The 19,233-nt window shown below is 45.0% G+C and carries 22 protein-coding genes and 2 tRNA genes; 2 read left to right on the forward strand and 22 right to left on the reverse strand.

All coding sequences use genetic code 11. The features are described 5' to 3' along the window. Positions 1-5: 5 nt before the first annotated feature. From SC79_RS15230 to SC79_RS15240, 3 genes are all read right to left on the reverse strand, one after another. Positions 6-96 (reverse strand) — tRNA-Ser (locus tag SC79_RS15230). Between the two features lie 4 nt (positions 97-100). Next, positions 101-175 (reverse strand) — tRNA-Asn (locus SC79_RS15235). Positions 176-297: 122 nt separating this feature from the next. Continuing rightward, positions 298-750, reverse strand: a complete 453-nt coding sequence (locus SC79_RS15240) for a SprT family protein (RefSeq protein ID WP_039075780.1) — start codon at positions 748-750, stop codon at positions 298-300. A 103-nt stretch (positions 751-853) separates the two neighbouring features. Between SC79_RS15240 and cmpA the strand changes: the two genes are divergently transcribed. Beyond that, positions 854-967, forward strand: a complete 114-nt coding sequence (gene cmpA, locus SC79_RS21040; RefSeq protein WP_003225207.1) for a cortex morphogenetic protein CmpA — start codon at positions 854-856, stop codon at positions 965-967. A 9-nt stretch (positions 968-976) separates the two neighbouring features. Here cmpA and SC79_RS15245 read toward each other — a convergent pair whose 3' ends face one another. The 14 genes from SC79_RS15245 to acpS all read right to left on the reverse strand — a co-directional run bounded on the left by SC79_RS15245 (position 977) and on the right by acpS (position 11,851). Then, the gene (locus tag SC79_RS15245; protein WP_039075781.1) at positions 977-3,136 is read right to left on the reverse strand and encodes a Tex family protein; all 2,160 of its coding nucleotides are present in this window, start codon (positions 3,134-3,136) and stop codon (positions 977-979) included. A 173-nt stretch (positions 3,137-3,309) separates the two neighbouring features. Then, positions 3,310-3,909 (reverse strand): phosphoserine phosphatase RsbX, encoded by a 600-nt coding sequence (gene rsbX / locus SC79_RS15250; RefSeq protein WP_039075782.1) that lies wholly within the window; start codon positions 3,907-3,909, stop codon positions 3,310-3,312. Beyond that, positions 3,909-4,697, reverse strand: a complete 789-nt coding sequence (gene sigB / locus SC79_RS15255; RefSeq protein WP_010331247.1) for an RNA polymerase sigma factor SigB — start codon at positions 4,695-4,697, stop codon at positions 3,909-3,911. Before sigB ends, rsbX begins: the two co-directional genes overlap by 1 nt. Continuing rightward, complete coding sequence (gene rsbW / locus SC79_RS15260) at positions 4,663-5,145, reverse strand: anti-sigma B factor RsbW (RefSeq protein WP_039075783.1); 483 nt, start codon at positions 5,143-5,145, stop codon at positions 4,663-4,665. The genes sigB and rsbW overlap by 35 nt, the downstream gene beginning before the upstream one ends. After that, entirely contained in the window at positions 5,142-5,471 is a 330-nt protein-coding gene (gene rsbV, locus SC79_RS15265) for an anti-sigma factor antagonist RsbV (protein WP_010331248.1), read from the reverse strand. Before rsbV ends, rsbW begins: the two co-directional genes overlap by 4 nt. Before the next feature lie 61 nt (positions 5,472-5,532). After that, the gene (gene rsbU / locus SC79_RS15270) at positions 5,533-6,540 is read right to left on the reverse strand and encodes a phosphoserine phosphatase RsbU (RefSeq protein ID WP_039075784.1); all 1,008 of its coding nucleotides are present in this window, start codon (positions 6,538-6,540) and stop codon (positions 5,533-5,535) included. Positions 6,541-6,551: 11 nt separating this feature from the next. Next, positions 6,552-6,953: a serine/threonine-protein kinase RsbT gene (gene rsbT / locus SC79_RS15275; protein ID WP_003240352.1), complete on the reverse strand. Its 402-nt coding sequence runs from the start codon at positions 6,951-6,953 to the stop codon at positions 6,552-6,554. A 3-nt stretch (positions 6,954-6,956) separates the two neighbouring features. Next, positions 6,957-7,322, reverse strand: a complete 366-nt coding sequence (gene rsbS, locus SC79_RS15280) for an RsbT antagonist protein RsbS (protein WP_003225190.1) — start codon at positions 7,320-7,322, stop codon at positions 6,957-6,959. Between the two features lie 4 nt (positions 7,323-7,326). Then, on the reverse strand, positions 7,327-8,151 hold the full coding sequence (gene rsbRA / locus SC79_RS15285) for an RsbT co-antagonist protein RsbRA (RefSeq protein ID WP_082022754.1): 825 nt from the start codon (positions 8,149-8,151) through the stop codon (positions 7,327-7,329). Positions 8,152-8,266: 115 nt separating this feature from the next. Beyond that, complete coding sequence (ndoA, locus tag SC79_RS15290) at positions 8,267-8,617, reverse strand: type II toxin-antitoxin system endoribonuclease NdoA (protein WP_003156187.1); 351 nt, start codon at positions 8,615-8,617, stop codon at positions 8,267-8,269. Between the two features lie 4 nt (positions 8,618-8,621). Then, on the reverse strand, positions 8,622-8,903 hold the full coding sequence (endB, locus tag SC79_RS15295) for a type II toxin-antitoxin system antitoxin EndoAI (protein WP_003225183.1): 282 nt from the start codon (positions 8,901-8,903) through the stop codon (positions 8,622-8,624). 117 nt (positions 8,904-9,020) lie between these two features. Continuing rightward, positions 9,021-10,190 (reverse strand): alanine racemase, encoded by a 1,170-nt coding sequence (gene alr, locus SC79_RS15300; protein WP_039075785.1) that lies wholly within the window; start codon positions 10,188-10,190, stop codon positions 9,021-9,023. Between the two features lie 114 nt (positions 10,191-10,304). Next, positions 10,305-11,321: a LolA family protein gene (locus SC79_RS15305; RefSeq protein ID WP_082022756.1), complete on the reverse strand. Its 1,017-nt coding sequence runs from the start codon at positions 11,319-11,321 to the stop codon at positions 10,305-10,307. 164 nt (positions 11,322-11,485) lie between these two features. Continuing rightward, positions 11,486-11,851: a holo-ACP synthase gene (acpS, locus tag SC79_RS15310; protein ID WP_039075786.1), complete on the reverse strand. Its 366-nt coding sequence runs from the start codon at positions 11,849-11,851 to the stop codon at positions 11,486-11,488. A gap of 94 nt (positions 11,852-11,945) precedes the next feature. On the opposite strand from acpS, the gene SC79_RS15315 reads away from it, so the two are divergent. Continuing rightward, complete coding sequence (locus tag SC79_RS15315) at positions 11,946-12,545, forward strand: rhomboid family intramembrane serine protease (protein WP_039075787.1); 600 nt, start codon at positions 11,946-11,948, stop codon at positions 12,543-12,545. On the opposite strand, the gene SC79_RS15320 is transcribed toward SC79_RS15315, so the two are convergent. From SC79_RS15320 to SC79_RS15340, 5 genes are all read right to left on the reverse strand, one after another. Then, positions 12,542-14,023, reverse strand: a complete 1,482-nt coding sequence (locus SC79_RS15320; RefSeq protein WP_039075788.1) for a PH domain-containing protein — start codon at positions 14,021-14,023, stop codon at positions 12,542-12,544. The two genes, SC79_RS15315 and SC79_RS15320, sit on opposite strands and share 4 nt — an antisense overlap. Continuing rightward, positions 14,013-14,492 (reverse strand): PH domain-containing protein, encoded by a 480-nt coding sequence (locus tag SC79_RS15325; RefSeq protein WP_010331256.1) that lies wholly within the window; start codon positions 14,490-14,492, stop codon positions 14,013-14,015. Before SC79_RS15325 ends, SC79_RS15320 begins: the two co-directional genes overlap by 11 nt. Before the next feature lie 172 nt (positions 14,493-14,664). After that, positions 14,665-16,149, reverse strand: coding sequence for a degradosome RNA helicase CshA (gene cshA / locus SC79_RS15330; protein WP_010331257.1), 1,485 nt, complete (start codon positions 16,147-16,149; stop codon positions 14,665-14,667). A 400-nt stretch (positions 16,150-16,549) separates the two neighbouring features. Then, a complete protein-coding gene (locus SC79_RS15335; RefSeq protein ID WP_039075789.1) occupies positions 16,550-17,923 on the reverse strand; it encodes a UDP-N-acetylmuramoyl-tripeptide--D-alanyl-D-alanine ligase in 1,374 nt (457 codons plus the stop codon). Between the two features lie 71 nt (positions 17,924-17,994). Continuing rightward, positions 17,995-19,080: a D-alanine--D-alanine ligase gene (locus SC79_RS15340; protein ID WP_039075790.1), complete on the reverse strand. Its 1,086-nt coding sequence runs from the start codon at positions 19,078-19,080 to the stop codon at positions 17,995-17,997. Between the last annotated feature and the right edge of the window lie 153 nt (positions 19,081-19,233).

Raw genomic sequence — 19,233 nt, forward strand, 5'->3', positions numbered from 1 at the left:
TCTGATGGCGGAGAAGGAGGGATTTGAACCCTCGCGCCGCTTACGCGACCTACACCCTTAGCAGGGGCGCCTCTTCAGCCACTTGAGTACTTCTCCAATATGGCTCCACAGGCAGGATTCGAACCTGCGACCGATCGGTTAACAGCCGATAGCTCTACCACTGAGCTACTGTGGAATAATGAGACAAGACTTATTCTATCAGCCTTGATATGCAATGTCAAGAGGTAAATGTGTTTGTTTATCTCTCGTAACGACCTTTATAATGTAACATAGGCTTGCCATATCCGTCAACCTTTTTCACGAAAAAATTCTTTTAATTTTTCCGCGGCATTTTCCGCACCGGTATCTGTCAGGATTCATGGCACGCTTCTTTATATACTGTTGGCCGCACGCCGTACAGATATACCTGTAAGTTTTTTTGTTTTCTGTTTTTTTCTTTAAAGGCGTACAGAATCTTGGCGCGTTGACCTGCTGCAGCAGCGCTCGAAAGTCTCTGTCTCTGTGCTTGTACCCTTTTCCTTCAAGATGAAGATGATAATGGCAGAGTTCGTGCTTGATGATGCCGATCAGTTCCTCCTTGCCATGTTCTACCAAATATTTCCTGTTTAATTCAATGTTATGGGAGGTTAACAGGTACCTTCCTCCCGTCGTTTTCAGCCTGTCATTAAAAAGCGCCTGATGGCGGAATGGCTTGTTAAAATATGTATTTGAAATATCCTCTGTCAGCTTTTGAAGCTCTTTGTTATCCATGGTGCACCTCACTTAAAAAACATTGAACGGGACAATTCACCGTTCGCATACAATATGGTAATCACCGTCCCTCTTATGATAAAAGCTGAGGAGGAATGAGCCTATGCCAAATTGGCTTAAAAAACAGATGCAAAAAGCGTTCCTTGAAAAAGATAATTACCAAATTAAACTGCTGAATCAATGCTGGTATTTCTATAGGAAAAAACACTGCTCGTAAGCAGTGCTTTTATTTTACCATAGACAGCGATACTCTGCCTTTTTGTACATCTACGCCGTCAACCCAAACCGTCACAATATCGCCGACGGATACGACATCAAGAGGATGCTTGACGAATTGATTGCTGAGTTTTGAGATATGAACAAGCCCGTCTTGTTTGACTCCGATATCAACAAACGCTCCGAAGTCCACTACATTGCGCACGGTGCCCTGCAGCTCCATACCCTCTTTCAAATCTTCCAGCTGAAGGACATCTGTTTTCAGCAGAGGCTTAGGCACCTCATCTCGCGGATCGCGTTCCGGCCTTGTCAGCTGTTCACAAATATCTTTCAACGTGATTTCTCCGATGCCCAGCTCTTGTGCCGTTTCAGAAAGCGCCAGCTGATTGATTTTATCCTTCAATTCCGCCGTGCCGATTTGCTCTGTTGAAAGGCCGAGCTTTTTCAATAGCGCTTTTGTTTCTTTATAGCTTTCCGGGTGGATGCCTGTTCTGTCTAAAGGTTCTGTCCCTTCCTGCACTCTTAAGAAACCGATGCATTGTTCATAGGTTTTCGCACCAAGTCTCGGGATGTCCTTCAATTCTTTTCGGTTCGAAAACTTTCCGATTTCCTCACGTTTTTTGACAATGTTGCCTGCGACAGATTTTGACAATCCAGCTACATATTGAAGCAGTGCGGCTGAGGCTGTGTTGACGTTTACTCCCACTTGGTTTACGACGGTTTCCACAACGAACCTCAGAGATTCATTTAAGCGTTTTTGGCTGACATCATGCTGATACTGTCCGACACCGACAGACTTGGGATCGATCTTGACGAGTTCTGCGAGAGGGTCTTGCAGTCTTCGCGCAATAGATACAGCACTGCGCTCTTCAACCTGAAGCTCAGGAAATTCTTCTCTTGCAAGCTCAGAAGCCGAATATACGCTTGCTCCCGCTTCATTGACGATCACGTAATAAATGTTCCGCGGCATGTCCTTCAGTACATTGACGATGAATTGCTCAGTTTCTCTGGATGCCGTGCCGTTTCCGATCGCCACCATCTCGACTTGATGCTGCTCGAGAATCGCTTTCACTTTCTCATGGGCTTCTTTTGTTTTGTTGACTGGCGCGTGCGGATAGATGACATCAATTGTCATGACTTTTCCGGTCTCATCTGAGACAGCGAGCTTACAGCCGGTTCGGAAGGCTGGATCAACACCGAGAACGGTTTTGCCTTTCATCGGCGGCTGAAGCAGAAGCTTTCTCAAGTTCTCAGAGAAAATGTGAATGGCCTGCTCATCCGCTTTTTCTGACAGCTCTTTTCTGATTTCACGCTCTATTGCCGGCTGAATCAGCCGTTTATAGCTGTCTTCAATCGTTTCCTGCAAAATCTCTTTTACGGATGTTGAGCGGCTTTTGATGATTTGTTTTTCTAAATACGCCTTAATGTAATCCGCCGGCGGTTCGATTGACACTTTTAAAATGTCTTCTTTTTCGCCGCGGTTCATCGCCAGCACCCTGTGCGGAACGACTTTTGCGATTGGCTCTTCATACTCGTAATACATTTCATACACATTTTTCTCGTCAGTGTCTGCCGACTTTCCTGCTCCAGACTTAATGATGCCTTTTTTAAAAGTTTCCTGGCGAATCCACTTTCTGAAACTCGGCTCGTCTGAGATTTGTTCGGCAATAATGTGCTTGGCGCCTTCAATCGCTTCTTCCCGTGTAAACACTTCTTTTTCCTCGCTGATGTATTGGTCTGCGGTTTCTGCCAGACGGTTATCTTGCGGAAGTGTCAGGATATAGTCGGCAAGCGGCTCGAGGCCTTTGCTTTTTGCGACTGTCGCTTTTGTTTTGCGTTTTTGTTTATACGGGCGGTAAAGGTCTTCCACTTCCTGAAGCTTCACCGATTGCTCAATTTTTCGCTTGACGTCATCTGTCAGTTTATCCTGCTCTGCAATGAGCCTGATGACTTCTTCTTTTCGCTGATTCAAATGTTGTATGTATTGCCAGCGTTCAGAAATCGTCTGAATCTGAACCTCATCCATTGAACCCGTCTGCTCTTTTCGGTACCGGGCGATAAACGGGACTGTGTTGCCGTCCTCAAGCAGGCGGATGACACTCTCAACGTGTTTTTGTGATAAACCGATTTCTTTCGCAATTTGCTGTTTTAAAAGGGCTGACGTTTCCATGTAACCAAAGCCTCCAATTTTGTCGTTCTTTCTCTAGTGTATCAAAAACCGAAAAAAACACATAAAAAAAACAGCCCGCAGGCCGATATCTTTCTCCCTATTTCAAACTATCCGTTTGATTGCCCGCTCACAAAAAAAGAAGCCGGATGCCCAGCTTCTTTTTTCAGATCTCCCTAGGACAGCTGTCCCAGAATATAGGTCAGATCATCTTTTCTTGATGTTGTATACATTTTCAGCGAATTCGATATGTCTTCTACCGATTGGCCTTTTTTCAAATGGGAGCGGATATCGGGTACGTTGAGTCCATCTGTATGTATAATGAACTTTGAACCCTTTTCATAGGTGGCGGTATGCGTTTTGTATTTTTGCGGCTTGCCTGATAAATAGCCTGAAATCGGCAGAGGATAAAAGCTGTCACCAGACGGGGAATGCAGAATAAAACGTACGTTTCCGACGGAGCAGTACGTAAACTGCCTTTGTTCAAAATTGATTTTCAGGATAGAAGCTGTTGCGCCTCTTTTGTGCTTCATCGCCTGATTACAGCGTTCGATAATACTTTGTACGTCTTCATTCGCATAGTTTTCGACTAAGTCTTTGATGGCTGCAGAAGATTCATTGGCAAGCGATCCGCTTCCAAGCCCGTCTGCTACCGCACAAATTAACTCCTTATCATCAGCTTTCATATAAAAGCTGTCGCCGCAAATCGATTTTCCTTCTTTATTCAGTTGGTATACAAGAGTTTGAATATGCTCGTTTTCTTCAACCTGGATCATTACATTAACTCCATCGAGGGATCTTCAGTCAAGGCCTCTCTGAGCTTCTTCACAGCTTTGCGTTGCAGACGCGAGACGTGCATTTGAGATATACCGAGAATGTCCCCAGTTTCTTTTTGGCTTTTGTTTTGAATATACGTAAGGTCTATGATTTGTTTTTCACGGTCTGAAAGGACATGAAGCACGCTTTGCAGCATCATTTGCTGGTTGACCCGCTCATATCCATCCTCCTGTGAGCCGACAATATCTAGAATTGTGACCGTGCTTCCATCCGCATCCGCTTCAATGCTGTGGTCAACGGACAAGGCTTGATAGCTTTTGCCCATTTCCATTGTTTCCAGAACCTCTTCTTCTGTAACATCGAGAAATTCGGCAATCTCTTCTACTTTCGGTGACCTTTGTGTTTCAGTCGTCAGCTGATCCACCGCCATTTTGATTCTTGGGCCCAGTTCTTTGATTCGTCTCGGCACGTGAACGCTCCACGTCTTATCTCTGAGGAACCGTTTAATCTCACCGATGATTGTCGGAATCGCAAAAGCTTCAAACGATTTGCCGACCACCGGATCGTATCGCTTAATCGCACCCAGCAGCCCGATCATGCCGACCTGGCGAAGATCCTCGTGGAAGCTTTTGCCTTTTGAATATTTTTTCGCAAGCATATCAACTAGATTTGTATAGACCCGCACAAGCGTTTCTTGCGCCTGTTCATCTTGATTTGTTTGGTATTCGCTTATGAGCCGATCGACTTCATCTTTAGTTAGTTTCGTAGTTTTTGATGGTTGTGTCATGATCAACTCGCTCCCCATTTAAATACTTTGTCATCGCTACGGTGACGCCGGAGTTGTTTTGCACTCTGACTTCATCCATAAGCGTTTCCATTAAATATAGACCGAGCCCTCCTTCTGATAATTGATCAACTGTATGCGAAGGTGTGTACGGCCCTAGATCCTGCTGCTTTTGATTGAAATCAAAGCTGTCTCCTTCATCCGCGACAATGACCTCTAAACGGTCTTCGAACACACCGAATCGTATTGACACTTCCCCATTTTTGTCTTCTTTGTAAGCATGCTGCACCGCATTCGTACACGCTTCACTGACTGCGATTTTCAAATCTTCAATTTCATCGTACGTATAGCCCATTCTGCTCGCGACGCCTGACAGCGTCAGCCTTATAATTCCTACATATTCAGGCTGGGCCGGCACTTTCATTTCGATGTAATCAGCGTTATTCTTCATTGCACTCCACCTTCTGACTTTGCAGAAATATCAATAATGTCCTTCAGGCCTGTAATCTCAAACAGACGGATCAGGCGATCGGAAAGATTTTCAAGCTTCAGCGACCCGCCTTGTTTTTTCACTGTTTTAAAGATGCCTACAAAGACGCCGAGTCCGGTACTGTCCATGTAGCTGACATTTTTCAGGCAAATTCTTAAGTCAGCGCCTTGTTCTGCCAGAGGAACGAGCTTCTCTCTGAGCACTGGAGCTGAGTATACATCAATTTCTCCCGCAATGTTTACTTGTATATCATTCTCGTTTTGCTTCACATCAACATTTATATTCATTCGTATCACCTCAAATTATCCTTCAATTCACTAATTGTTTTATACCCACGGCTGGCCGAAGCTAAACCTTTCTTCTCAAAACAATTAACGTAAAATCATCGTGCAGCTGAAAATCCTGCAATTTGAGGAGGCGGTCATAAATGTTTTTGACCATATCCTGCGCGGAGGAACACATATGTTCCTCAATGAGCTTCTGCAGATCAGGACGCTCCAAGAAACCGTTTTCCGTTCTGCATTCTGTGACGCCGTCAGAAAATAAGACAATCATATCGCCCTTATCAAGATGCTGATCGAATTGCTTGTAATCATAATCCTGCGAGATGCCGAGAACAAGTCCTTTGGCCTCTAAATCGTAAAACGTGTTGTCTTTTTGAGAATAATAGAATCCCGGTTCATGCCCCGCTGAAGCATATGTAAAATGATGCTTGTCCATATTGTAATTTGCATAAAACATCGTAATAAACATACTGGCATCAACGTTTTGTTCAACAACCCGATTCAAATTTTTCAGCACCTGAGAAGGGTGTACGCCCGTTTCCGGCAAAGAATCCATCGCATATTTAATCATCGACATACAAAGAGCCGCCGGAATGCCTTTTCCGATCACGTCCGCGATTGCGATATTAATAGATTCCTGGTCTTTAACAAAGTGGTAGTAATCACCGCTCATCTGTTTAGCGGGCACACTGATGGCACCGATATCCAGCGCTTCTTCCTGCGGAATCTTTGTCCCGAGCAACGTTTGCTGAACATTTGCGGCGATTTCAATTTCTGATTTGATTTCCTGCTGTATCCCTCTGAGGGTTTGATGCTCCTGATAAGCCATTCCATATCCAATCATGACTTCTATTAAAAAATCCAGCGAATGAAAAACATCTTCCGGGAGTTTCGGATACAGCTCCTTCAGCACTTTTCGGTGAATGCTGATGATTTCTTCCGGAGGAATTTGATGCTCGATTGTTTTTCGGCTGAATTTTTGGGCTTGATATAAAGATGTTTCTGTTAATTCGGCTATATATCGACTAAGCAGCTGGTGATACCGCTGCTCAATAACCTCCCTAAAATCCACTTTCTTACCTCCTACCGAAGCCATTTAATGGCTTGTATCTCTGTTCCTTCCCCCGATACGGAATTTAAACTGAATTCATCCATCAACCTTTTGACACCTGGAAGTCCCGCTCCGAGTCCGCCAGACGTTGAGAATCCGTCTTCCATGACTTTACGGATATCAGGAATTCCCGGCCCTTGGTCTTCCGCTATGATTTTCAGGCCCTTTTTTCCTCTGTCAGCGACCTGTTCAATGCCAATCTGGCCTTTGCCGGCATATAAATAAATGTTCCTGGCTAATTCTGAAATAGCCGTTGTAATTCTAGCCTGGTCTACCGTGCCGAAACCCAGTTCTTTTGCAACATTTCGTCCCAGTTGTCTGGCGGCCACGATATCCCATTCTGTCATGATTTTCACACAGGATTGGTCGTTCATACGCTATTCCCCCAATTCCCGCTTCAATGTCTCAAGCCCCTGCTCTAGATCGAGCGCTGTTTCGATTTCCTCTAGCGCGATGCCAAGTTCAATCAGCGTCACTGCCACAGCGGGCTGAATGCCCGTCAAAACAACTTTGGCGCCCATTAGCTTAGACATTGTGATGACGTCGCCCAGCACTTTGGCGATAAATGAATCAATCATGTCCACAGATGTCAGATCAATCACGACTCCATTGGCACCTGTTTCGTATATTTTATTTAACAAATCTTCTTGAAAGGTTAATGCGGTTTGGTCATCCAGTTCCCATTGAATGGACACTAATAAGCAATTATACAGTTTCAAGATCGGGATTTTCGGATGTCTCAAAATATTATTCCCCCAATGAAACGATTTTTCGATCCGTCATTTCCAATGCTGTTTGAATTCCTTTTTGCAGGGTATTCTTAGTAATAACTTGGGATAAATCAATGCCCAGGTTGACGATGGTCTGAGCAATTTCCGGACGGATGCCGGCGAGCAGGCATTTCGCACCGACAAGCCTTACCGCTTCAGACGCCTGAATAATATGATGGGCAACCATCGTGTCAACGACAGGAACACCTGTAATGTCAATCAGCACGACTTGTGAGCGGTGTTTGACGACGCCGTTAAGAAGATTTTCCATAATTCGTTTTGCACGTTCGGTATCAATCGTTCCGACAAGCGGCATCACGGTGATATTTTCAAACACAGGGATGAGCGGCGCAGAAAGCTCCTGCAGCGCGATTTTTTGCAAGGATACTGTTTTTTCCCACGAGATTGAGTATTGGTTGAAGATTTCTGTATTAATCGGGCTGAAAAAGCGGTCAATCTGCCAGATTAATTCCGTACTCTCTTGATCTGGCAATCTCTTATCGTTCATCTTTGTGTAGAGACGCTTCCAGAATTCAGCAAGCGCCGTAGCCAAAAACTTCAGAGAAAGTCCAATTTGGACGGCTCTCAGTGCCAGTTCGCTGATTTGGCTTTCAGCAGCGCTATCGTCCTTAACAGACAGCAAAAGAATGTCGATATAATCTTTAGATATATTTTCATACACTTGGTCAGTCAGCTGATATGACTCTTGTTCGCTTAATTCCTTTAGTGTGTCAGTCCACAGTTGGAGCAGTTCATTTTGATTTTCGGCAATGAACTGGTATACAGTCTGATTCGACATCAAATTCACTTACCTCCCGATAAAAAACACCATATTTTTTTCGTTATTACCTCATTATATCGTTTATGGTTTTTGAAAACAAAAAAAGTTGCTCTATTTGAGCAACCAGTACATATGTCTAAAAATCAATGAGTGCCAAACTGATTTGTAAGGCTTCATCAACCTTATCCATCATTTCATCATCCAGATGAGTAATCTTATCCGTTAACCTTTGCTTGTCAATCGTCCGAATTTGCTCCAGCAAAATAACGGAATCTCTTTCAAAACCGTAGCGTTTTGCATCGATTTCGACGTGGGTTGGTAATTTCGCTTTCTGTATTTGCGCTGTTATGGCTGCAACAATAGCAGTTGGGCTGAAGCGATTTCCGATGTCATTTTGGATCACTAAAACCGGGCGCACCCCGCCTTGCTCTGAGCCAACAACAGGAGATAAATCAGCAAAATAAACATCGCCGCGTTTCACAATCAAATGATTATCCTCCGCTGACTAAGCGCTCAACTGTCGTTTCAGCCTCGCACTCCGCAAAGTGAGCCTCAGAAGAAATATTCAGGTTGATTTTCGCCATTTCCATATAGCCGCGTCTCATCAAATCACGGTTGTGACGAGTTGTTCGTTCGCTGACATACGCTCTCACTGCTTGTGATATCAGTTCGTTTCTGCTTCGTTTCTCCCGCATCGCTACACCATCCAATTCAGCTACTAGGTTTTCGGGCAAGCTGATTTTCATTTCGGTTCTTGCGCTGGATTCAGACAAAAAACATACACCTCCACCAAACTTACGGATACGACTCTTTTATCCATCCAGTGATAATGATACCATTATTCACTCTTCAAGCAAAGCTGTTTTATGAATTCTCCATTATGAGAGGAGCTATTTGCTTGTATATTCCTGCACTAAAGGATTTCTTACTTCCATTATACTCCCATTTTCCAAAAACATACGGGGAACCCGGGAACTTATTGTACAAGACACCTCATAGTTAATGGTTGCGAGCCTGTCTGCAATCTCGTCCATGGAAATATATTCATCTCCCTGCCGGCCGATTAATGTGGCTTTTGTGCCCGGCGGATATTCCTGATCCAGCTCCACCATAAATTGGTCCATGCAGATCCGACCCGCAATCTTCAGCCGTTTTCCCTTCACAAGGATTTCGGTCCCTTCCAACTTTCGAAGCCAGCCATCCGCATAGCCGACAGGCACCGTCCCGATCCATGTGTCTTTTTCCGCTGTGTATTCCGCTCCGTAGCTGACACTCTCGCCCTTTTTGATCAGTTTGACATGCGACAGCGTTGAATGCAGGTTGAACGCTGGGCGCAGCTCAAACGGCATTTCGTCCATCATGTCGGCAGACGGACGGAGGCCATACATGCCAATGCCGAATCTGACCGCGTTGAAAAAGCCTTTTTTCAGCCGGAGGCCGGCTGCGCTGTTCGCACAGTGCACCATCAGTTTCTTGAGCGGCAGCGGAGCAATCAGTTCTTTAAAGCGCTCAAACTGCTTGATAAAATAGCCTCTTTCTTTTTCATCCGCTGTCGCAAAATGAGTAAATACCCCTTTGCATTTTAGACGAGGGTTGCGGTCAAGAATTGCCATCACGTGATGAACTTCTTCTTCTGTTTTTACGCCAAGCCTGTTCATTCCCGTATCAACCTTTAAATGAAAATGAAGAGAACCTTTTTTCATATGGCGGGCGGCTTCCTGAAGCCATTCAACAGAATAAGCTGTTATGGTCACGTCATATTCTGCCGCGATTGACACATATTCCGGCGGAACCGCGCCGAGCACCAAAATAGGCGCTTTCAAGCCCTTGTTGCGCAGTGAAATCGCTTCATCGAGAATAGCCACTGCCAAGCATGAAGCACCTGCGTCAAGCGCGGCCTTCGCTGTTTCTGCATCACCATGTCCGTAGGCGTTTGCTTTCACAACTGCCATCAAGTGGACATGTTCGCCGATATGTTTCTTCATATTGCTGACATTTTCCTTTATCGCGGACAAGTCGATTTCCGCCCACGTATTTCTGTAAAAAGGTTTTGTGCTCATTATGACACTTCCTAGCTTTTATTCAATATCATCTACATATCATACTAAAATTAAAGGCCGAAGGGAAACGATGCAAGACGAAAAAAAGGCCAAATCTCGTTTGGCCTTTGGCGGTTATTTGGATGATTGTCCTTGCATGCTTTTCGCGACTGACACCATTTCCTCTTTTGTAAGATCTTTAGATGAAAGAAGATAATCTACGCCATCATACGTCCATGATAATGATGCATCTGACAAGGCGCCGATGGTGTAGCCGAGATTCACCGGTTCGCCGTTCATCTTAACTGAAGAAGAGGCTTTGGCAATCTGGGCTTTTTCCTGAATTAAAGTAAATGATTTTTCTCCTCCGTAGGTCATAATGATCCGCTTCCCGTCTTCAGTAGAAATATCTTTTTCTTCCAGCAGCTTTACGCCAAGCGGAAGTTCAAGCGGCGTTTTGACCGCGAATGTTTCGGATGGCTTCGCGCTTGTGGCAACGTCCATTTGCGAAAGCGTCATATTTTTCTTCTCGTCAAATGATTCTTTGTCGAAATGTTTATTGAATTCGAAGCTGCTGAATTCTACTTTCACCATCACTTTTCGGTCAGTATCCATGACTTTGACAGATGACGGGCTCATATCTTTTTTGTTAAACGTGATTTCTTGCGTTGGCAGCATTTTGTTATGCTGATAGTTCGTTTTTGTTTCAAAAACGTAGTTCTTCTCCTTTGCAGTGAACACCGCATCTGAATCGTTTTGAACATCCTTTACGAGCGATTCAAACAGATAGACCTGGCTGCTGTTGTTCGGCCAGTCGCTTTGAAATCTGAAGCTCTTATTTAAAGACGGCGTGAGAACAAATACTCCGTTTTCGTTTCGTAAAATGACTTGGTTTTGGTCCTTTTTCGGATTCTCCAGATAAACCCTGTACAGAGACGGCTTTTTGTGCCAGATTTCCACATTGTATACTTGAGGCTCACTCCCTGTCTCGATGGTCATTTTCGCTTTTGCTTTGTACGAGGTATATTCTTTCGCCTTTTCATCTAACCCGGTCACAATATCTTGCTGTGTTTTTTGCCCGCAGGCAGAAAGAATAAGGACAGCAAGCAGTCCCGTTAAAAGCAAAACAAAGCTTTTTCTCACCTTTTTCAACCCCTTTTTCTCAATTGATGTAAAAGGAAGAAATCGCTTGTTTGACTTTAACGGTACGCTCGGTACACGTTAGGCAGAACGGATGCGTACCATAAAAGCCTCAAACAACTCGTCTCCCTTAATGCACTATCAAATATATGAGCGGGGTGTCCCTAATATGCAGACTAGCTTGACAACCTTTCAATCACAACCTGCGCAGCCGCGTATTCCTTTGTATGAGTGATTGATACGTGAACGGCGGCTTGGCTCAGCTTTGCGCAAATGATATATGGCTTGCCATTTTGGTCTTTCTTCAATTCGATATCCTGGAAGCTGAGCTTCTTTCCTATACCGGTGCCAAACGCTTTTGAAAAAGCTTCTTTTGCCGCAAATCTCCCCGCGAGAAACTCGATTTTTCGTTTCTCTGAAAGCCCCTCATAGTGCTCAAGCTCGCTTCGCGTCAAAATCCGCTCGGCAAATCGTTTCTGGCGGCCGGCCGCGGAAGCGATCCGTTTAAGCTCGGTGATATCTAGTCCTATGCCGTAAATCATGGGTGATAACCTCCTTTGCGTACGTACTATTTGAATGGTTTGTCTCATAAACGTGTTACTATAGAAATACCAAAATGAAGAAAAGGGGCTCGGAATGTTTATACGGACAGAAAATTTCCAAACCTTTATCAGGCTTTACCCCGTCGTCACCTTTATATTGGCTTTGCAAGCTGTTCTCTGGTTGTTTTTTTCACTTCCTATCCATTCAGTCGTGTTATGGAGAGATACCGTCACAGGCTATAATCTAGGCGTAGCCAACGGTGAATGGTGGCGGCTGATCACACCGGTTTTGCTGCACGCCGGCTTTACCCATCTGCTGTTTAATTCCATGTCGATCTTTTTATTTGCTCCTGCTTTGGAGCGTATGCTGGGAAAAGCGCGTTTCCTTCTTGTGTATGCCGGCTCCGGCATCATCGGCAATATCGGCACATACGTGACAGAGCCGCTTGATTATGTACATGTCGGGGCTTCAGGCGCGATTTTCGGGCTGTTCGGCGTGTATCTGTATATGGTTGTATTTCGCAAAGAGCTGATCGGGCAGGAGCATTCTAAAATGATTCTCACACTGCTCGCATTTGCCGTTCTCATGTCATTGATCAACTCCAATATTAACATCATGGCCCATTTGTTTGGGCTTTGCGGCGGGTTTCTTCTCTCGTTTTTATGTGTGCAGAAAAAAGAGCGGCGGTATTAACCGTCCGCTTTTTCATAGGAGTACCAATTTAAAATGAAGCCCGCATCCTCTTCACTTACATCCCTCACCGCTAATTCTTCCATATGGCTCGATGATTTTACCGCGGTAGAAATGGTATACAGGCGGCCTTTCTTTTGAAAATAAGACTGGCTCAATTTGCCAATTTGCATACGCCTTTTCAGCACGATCGCGGTTGTTCTGCCGATGAGTCTTGACGTCAGCTGAAGACGCTCCCCGTTGATCGTCCATGCTGCATCCTTATAGGCGAGGTAGCCGAAGAACAATTCAATCGGCAGCAGGATGATCGACAGATAGCCCCATGGCTGAAAGAAGATACATAATGGAATGATCAAAAAAAGTGAAAAAATGACGGAGCGGAACAAATAGCGTTTCAACGCGCGCCGCGGCAGACGGCGGACGTTTTCTTCCAGCCTGTATTCAGGCGTAAATGACTGAAGCATGCGCGAAAGCTTCTTTTTATGAATCATCGGAAAAAGAATCGTCAAAGCGCCTTCTTGTTTTTCCCGATCACCGCCTCCCGCGCTGACGATGGACACCGTCACATAGCCGAAAAGCTGGCGGATGATGTTTTCTTTGATTTTAATGGCTTGTATTTTTCGGAGCGGAATCGTGACTTGATGTTTTTCAATAATCCCTCTTGAAATCACTAACTCCTGCTCTTTTTTTATAATTTGAAAGTTCGCGTATTTAAACATCATACCGGCGATGCTGAACATCCAGACGATAAACAAACCGATAAAAATGAGCACCGCATAAATGCCGATGCCGGCGTGCTGAAGGAAGGAAAATTGATCAAAAAACCAATCCATCGGAAGCACTTCGTCAAGCTGAGAGATAAGCGCAAATAGAGCGGAGATGATCACTCCGATTCCGCCGGAGGTAGAGGCGGCCATGAGCAACTCTTTCATGCTCATGCGATAGTGCTCTTGCGGTTCAGCTTCAAGAGTCTGCTTCTGCTCAGCTTCCAGCAACTGTTCATCGGGTTCGCTTTCATGACTTTTTGCTTTTTTCTTAAAGACGGCTTCCTTGATGCGTTCAGCTTCTTCTACAGAAATAGCGGAAAGTACAGCTTCCGCCTCCTTGCCTCCGCCTGCCGTTTCAATTTGCAGTTTCACAAGCTTAAAGATTTGCTGGATCACGCCCGCGCTCGTATTCATCGTTTGAATCCGATCGACCGATATGTATCGCTTTTTCGTGACAAACAAGCCTTCTTCAATTCTGAATTCGTCATCTTCGATTCGATAGGTAAACCTTCTCCATTTGATAATGCTTGCGGCAACAAGCCAGATAAACAGCACACCGAGCGCAATGGCGCCGTAAAAACGGACAGTATTGTTCGAATTGACGATATATACAAAAAAGAAAGGCAGAATGATATTTTTTATTGTTTGAATAATGGTATGGCCTAAATTCAAAATGACTGCCGCAGGGTGCAGGCGTTTCGGTTCAGACATCATCTTCAGTCACCCTTGCCAGACGGGAAATGGAGTCTCTCAGCCGATCCGCTTCCCCCATCTCTAAAGCGGGGATCGAATGAACGGTCGCGGCCGTGGAAATTTTCACTGTTGCCAGGTTGTACTTTTTCAATAACGGCCCTTGTGACGTATCGACGTGCTGAACCCTGACCATAGGGACAATCACACGCGTCACCACAAAAATACCTGACTGAATATCGATTTCATGTTCATGGACTTCATAGCGCCATACTTTATGACGGATTTTCGGAATGATAAAGACCGTCACAATCGAACCCAGCAGCCAAATCCCGCCGAGCACGCCGCTGATCCAGTACGGCCAATGAAAATAATAGCTTAACACTGCCACTGCAATGACGATGAGCAAGCAGACAGCGGATACGATGATCTCTTGAAGTCGCCATACCTTTAATCCGTCAGGACTGATTTGGTTTTTAGGCTGCTCTCTCAAAATAACTACCTCCCGTTTTTTCTTCGTTACTTATACGTCTCTTATACAGAAAGGTTTCATTCTTAAGCATACAGAGAAAAACGGCTTCCGTCAGCTGAAAGTTTGCTGAGTGTTAAAATATGGACATAAAAAAAGCCCAAAACGACGTGTTTTGGGCTTCTAACGAATAGGATTAGTAAGATTTTTTCTGGCGTCTGTCACCTGAAGAACGGCGATCATTTGAACGCTTTTTGTCGTAGGAAGAACGGTTGTTGTTTTTCCCTTTTCCGCCGCGATAGCCGCCGCCTTGACCGTCTCTGCGTTTAGAAGAGCGCTGGTTTTTGTAGCGTTTGCTGACCATCGGCGCTTCGTCTGTTAAGCGAACCGGTGTGTCATCCGGCTCTTTTGTAGACATTTTGATAGCCGCCGCAACCACTGTCACTGCATCATGATCTTCAAGCAGCTCAGCTGCCGCTGTCATGTAGAAGTTCAGGTTGTTTTCACTGATTGCCGTACGAAGGCGTTCAACCGTAACCTGTTGCTGGCCTTCCAACGCTTCATCAAGTGTAGGCTCCTTCATGCGGTCCATTTTGCGTTTTGTTGTTTGTTCAATTGCGCGAAGCATGCTTTTCTCACGCGGTGTAATGAACGTCATCGCCATACCTGTTTTTCCTGCGCGGCCTGTTCTTCCGATACGGTGAACGTAGCTTTCAGGATCTTGTGGCACGTCGAAGTTGTACACGTGTGTAACACCAGAGATATCAAGTCCGCGAGCGGCAACATCAGTTGCAACAAGAACTTCGATTGCGCCTTCTTTAAATTTGCGAAGCGCAACCATACGTTTCGCCTGCGTTAAATCACCGTGAATGCCTTCAGCCGCATATCCGCGAAGGTTCAGAGCTTCAGCCAGCTCATCGACACGGCGTTTTGTACGTCCGAATACGATCGCAAGCTCAGGAGACTGAATGTCAAGAAGACGAGTCAGTGTGTCGAATTTTTTGCGCTCTTGCACTTCTAAATAGAACTGCTGAATGTTAGAAACCGTCATTTCTTTTGCTTTTACTTTTACGTGTTCCGGCTCAGTCATGAAGCGCTCCGCAATACGTTTGATCGGCGCTGGCATAGTAGCAGAGAACAGAAGTGTCTGATGCTCGCTCGGCACGTTTGAAAGAATAGATTCAATGTCTTCAATGAATCCCATGTTCAGCATTTCATCCGCTTCATCCATTACAACAGTGTTTACATTGTTTAAACGAATTGTGCGGCGGTTGATGTGGTCAAGAAGACGCCCAGGTGTTCCCACAATGATATGCGGATTTTTCTTCAACGCCCGAATTTGCCGTCCAATATCCTGGCCGCCGTAAATAGGAAGAACCTTCGCACGCTTATCGTTTCCGATTTTATATAATTCTTCAGATACTTGAATGGCTAATTCACGGGTTGGCGCGATTACGATTGCTTGAATATTAGGAGACTCGGGGTTAATTTTTTCAACAAGGGGTATACCAAACGCAGCTGTTTTACCTGTACCTGTTTGCGCTTGTCCAATGACGTCTTTATTTGAAAGTCCGAGCGGAATCGTTTGTGCCTGGATCGGCGTTGCTTCTTCGAATCCCATACGATTAATTGCTTTCATGAGATCAGAACTTAAATTAAAATCTTGAAACGTTATAGTCAAATTATTCAAACTCCTTCTAATTGCTGTGTCAGTAATGTCGTGATTTACCACTAAAAACTGCCCTTTCCACAAAAAGGACAGGTCCGTACGTATACAAAGCCCGAATTACTTCTAAGTTTTATCTTACCATTACACTATTTGTTTTTCAATAAAATGAGAAGCAGATCGGCTTCTCCAATATGCCGGCTGCTGTTCCATCCGCTCCCAAATGTCCGGCGGGAGAACTTCTGGCGGGCGAATGGAAGTCCGGACAAATATTTTCGTATCGCAAAATAACCTGTCATTATTGTATCATAGCCGCGGCCAGCCAGATATACATTATTTCAGGCCGGCATATATTAGTGTTTGCACATCATTCTATTTTATGATGCAATATGCGTTTTTTTCGCAGATTTTTTTCTTATGAAAGCGGGCTGTCTATTAAATCTTTAACGATTTCTTCAAGCTTCATACCTCTGGATGCTTTGAATAAAATCAAATCCCCTTTTGACGCGCTTTCCTTCAGGGCTTGAAAAAGATCTTTCTTCTCGGTGAAGTGGCTGACGCGTTCTTTTTCAAAGCGGTTCAGTGCGCCTTTCGCAATAAAAGCGCCCAGCTTTCCGTACGTAAAGACGCGGTCGATTTTTTCAGGGCTAATGACAGCACCGCACTCTTTATGGAATGTTTCTTCAAGATCACCGAGCTCAAGCATATCGCCGAGCACAAGCATTTTTTTTTCGTAGCCTTCAAGGCTTTCTGTCAATTGAATGGCAGCCTTCATGGAAGTCGGGCTGGCATTGTAAGCGTCATTGATAATCGAAAGGCCGCTGTCTGTTTTGATGAGTTCAAGTCTCATGCCGGTTACCTTTAGTCCGCTCAGTCCTTTTGCCGCATCCTCAGCCGTGACGCCGAAATAAGCTCCTGCTGCGATCGCAGCCATAGCGTTCTTGACATTGTGCTTCCCGAGCACCGGAATAAAAAATGTTTTTTCCATCCCTTTGATTGTAAAATGGGTTCCCGCTTCACTCTGGTCTACATCCTGAAGCTGGTAATCGTTTTGCCCTCCCGATCCGTACGTTGTCGTTTGGCAACTGTATGCTTTTTGAAGGAGCGGTTCGTCCCCGATATAAATCAGCACTCCGTCTTCTTTAAGCCCGTTAATGATTTCAAGCTTCGCCTCCGCGATGCCCTCTCTTGAGCCAAGGTCTTGCATGTGGGATTCGCCAATATTCGTAATCACAGCCACATTCGGGTTTGCCAGGCGGCTCAGAAGATCAATTTCTCCTTTTGCGCTCATTCCCATCTCCAATACGGCGATCTCCGTATCTTCAGGCATGGCTAAAACCGTCAGCGGCAGGCCGATGTGATTATTAAAGTTTCCTCCTGTTTTGTGGACGCGGTACCGGGTTCCCAGGACGGCGTGAATCATATCTTTGGTTGTTGTTTTGCCATTGCTTCCGGTTACCCCGATGACATGCGTGCCAAGCTCCTGCAAATATGCTTTTGCAAGCTGCTGAAGAGCGGAAAGGGTATCGTCAACTAAAATGACGGCTTGATTCTCGGGCGGATTTGGTTCTGACCGATCCCAAAGAACAGCCGCTACACCGGCTTCAAAAGCCTGCTGCACAAAAGTGTGCCCGTTAAAATTCTCCCCTTTCAGCGGGATAAAAAGTTGATGCTGTTCCAGTTTTCTTGTATCAGTTGCCACTCCATGAATGACTGTTTGTTCGTATTGCGGATTTGTCAATGTGCCTTTGACCATGTCTGCAATGCTCTTTATAGTTCGCTTAATCAAGTGAGGTCCCTCTCTTTCTTTTGTATATACGGGAAAAGACACTGCCCTCTTACCGGCAGTGTCCATCTTCATTAGAATGTATGCTTAATCAATTGTTTTTCAGCGTGGCGTTCTTTTGCAAGCTCCACAAGCTGTTCAATAAGATCCGCGTACTCTACCCCTGCCTCTTTCCAGAGCAGCGGAAACATGCTGAAAGGAGTGAAGCCGGGCATCGTGTTGACTTCATTGATCAGAACTTCGCCGTCAGCTGTCAAGAAAAAGTCCGCTCTGACAAGTCCTGAACCATCGATCGCTTTAAACGCCTGAATCGCCATATCACTGATTTTCGCGTATTCCTCATCGGTCACACTCGCCGGAATCACTAGGTCAGTATCTCCGTCCTCATATTTCGCTTTGTAATCGTAGAAATCTGTCTTCGGTGCGATTTCTCCCACAACAGAGCATTTAGGATCATCATTACCGAGTACGCCGATTTCGATTTCACGGCCGTTAATTCCTTCTTCAACGACAACTTTGCGGTCATATTGGAAGGCAAGCTCGAACGCTTTTTGCAGTTCTTCACGGTTTCGGCATTTGCTGATTCCGACACTTGAGCCAAGGTTCGCCGGTTTTACGAAGCAAGGGTACCCTAATTCCTCTTCGACCTGCTCACAGCTTTCTACCGGAGAACGAGTCCAGTCTTTCTTAAGAAAAGCTGCGTATTTAGCCTGAGCAAGGCCGGCTTGCGCGAATAAATGTTTCATGACAACTTTATCCATGCCGGCTGAAGAAGCAAGCACACCGTTGCCGACATAAGGAATATTCAACAGTTCAAGCATCCCTTGAATCGTACCGTCTTCTCCGTTCGGTCCGTGGAGGAGCGGGAATACGACGTCGATGGTTTCATTTTGCTGTGACGCTTCCTGCGGAAACATCTCCTGATTCAGGGCAGCCGGAGAAAAAGCGCTGCCTCCTTGCTCAAATTGAAGCATTTTCACGTTTGAAACAGGTTCAGTTAAACGGGCGCCTCTTACCCATTCGCCTTTTTCAGTTATATAAATAGGATGTATATCAAACTTCTCAGTATTAAGCGCTTTGATTACAGCCAGAGCCGTCTGCAGTGAAACATTATGTTCAGCTGACTTTCCTCCGTACACTAATCCTAGACTTGTTTTCAATGGATACTCCCCCCACTACAATTCATCTTTACTATCTTATCACTTTCACGAGAAAATGATCTAATTATTTTTGGGCATGCTGATGCTGAATGCATTTGTATGTAATTCCTTTTTATTTTATATTAAAATGGCATTGAAAAGGAGATGTGACAT

Origin of the sequence: Bacillus sp. MSP13 (assembly GCF_000815295.1) — a bacterium.
In the GTDB taxonomy this organism is placed as follows: Bacteria; Bacillota; Bacilli; order Bacillales; family Bacillaceae; genus Bacillus; species Bacillus vallismortis.

Coding starts and splice junctions, on each gene's coding strand:
- SC79_RS15240 (WP_039075780.1), bottom strand. CDS start 750: ATGGATAACAAAGAGCTTCAAAAGCTGACAGAGGATATTTCAAATACA.
- rsbW (WP_039075783.1), bottom strand. CDS start 5,145: ATGAAGAATAACGCTGATTACATCGAAATGAAAGTGCCGGCCCAGCCT.
- SC79_RS15245 (WP_039075781.1), bottom strand. CDS start 3,136: ATGGAAACGTCAGCCCTTTTAAAACAGCAAATTGCGAAAGAAATCGGT.
- SC79_RS15320 (WP_039075788.1), bottom strand. CDS start 14,023: ATGATGTCTGAACCGAAACGCCTGCACCCTGCGGCAGTCATTTTGAAT.
- rsbV (WP_010331248.1), bottom strand. CDS start 5,471: ATGAATATAAATGTTGATGTGAAGCAAAACGAGAATGATATACAAGTA.
- alr (WP_039075785.1), bottom strand. CDS start 10,190: ATGAGCACAAAACCTTTTTACAGAAATACGTGGGCGGAAATCGACTTG.
- acpS (WP_039075786.1), bottom strand. CDS start 11,851: ATGATTTACGGCATAGGACTAGATATCACCGAGCTTAAACGGATCGCT.
- rsbT (WP_003240352.1), bottom strand. CDS start 6,953: ATGAACGACCAATCCTGTGTGAAAATCATGACAGAATGGGATATCGTG.
- SC79_RS15315 (WP_039075787.1), top strand. CDS start 11,946: ATGTTTATACGGACAGAAAATTTCCAAACCTTTATCAGGCTTTACCCC.
- cmpA (WP_003225207.1), top strand. CDS start 854: ATGCCAAATTGGCTTAAAAAACAGATGCAAAAAGCGTTCCTTGAAAAA.
- rsbX (WP_039075782.1), bottom strand. CDS start 3,909: ATGATCCAGGTTGAAGAAAACGAGCATATTCAAACTCTTGTATACCAA.
- sigB (WP_010331247.1), bottom strand. CDS start 4,697: ATGACACAACCATCAAAAACTACGAAACTAACTAAAGATGAAGTCGAT.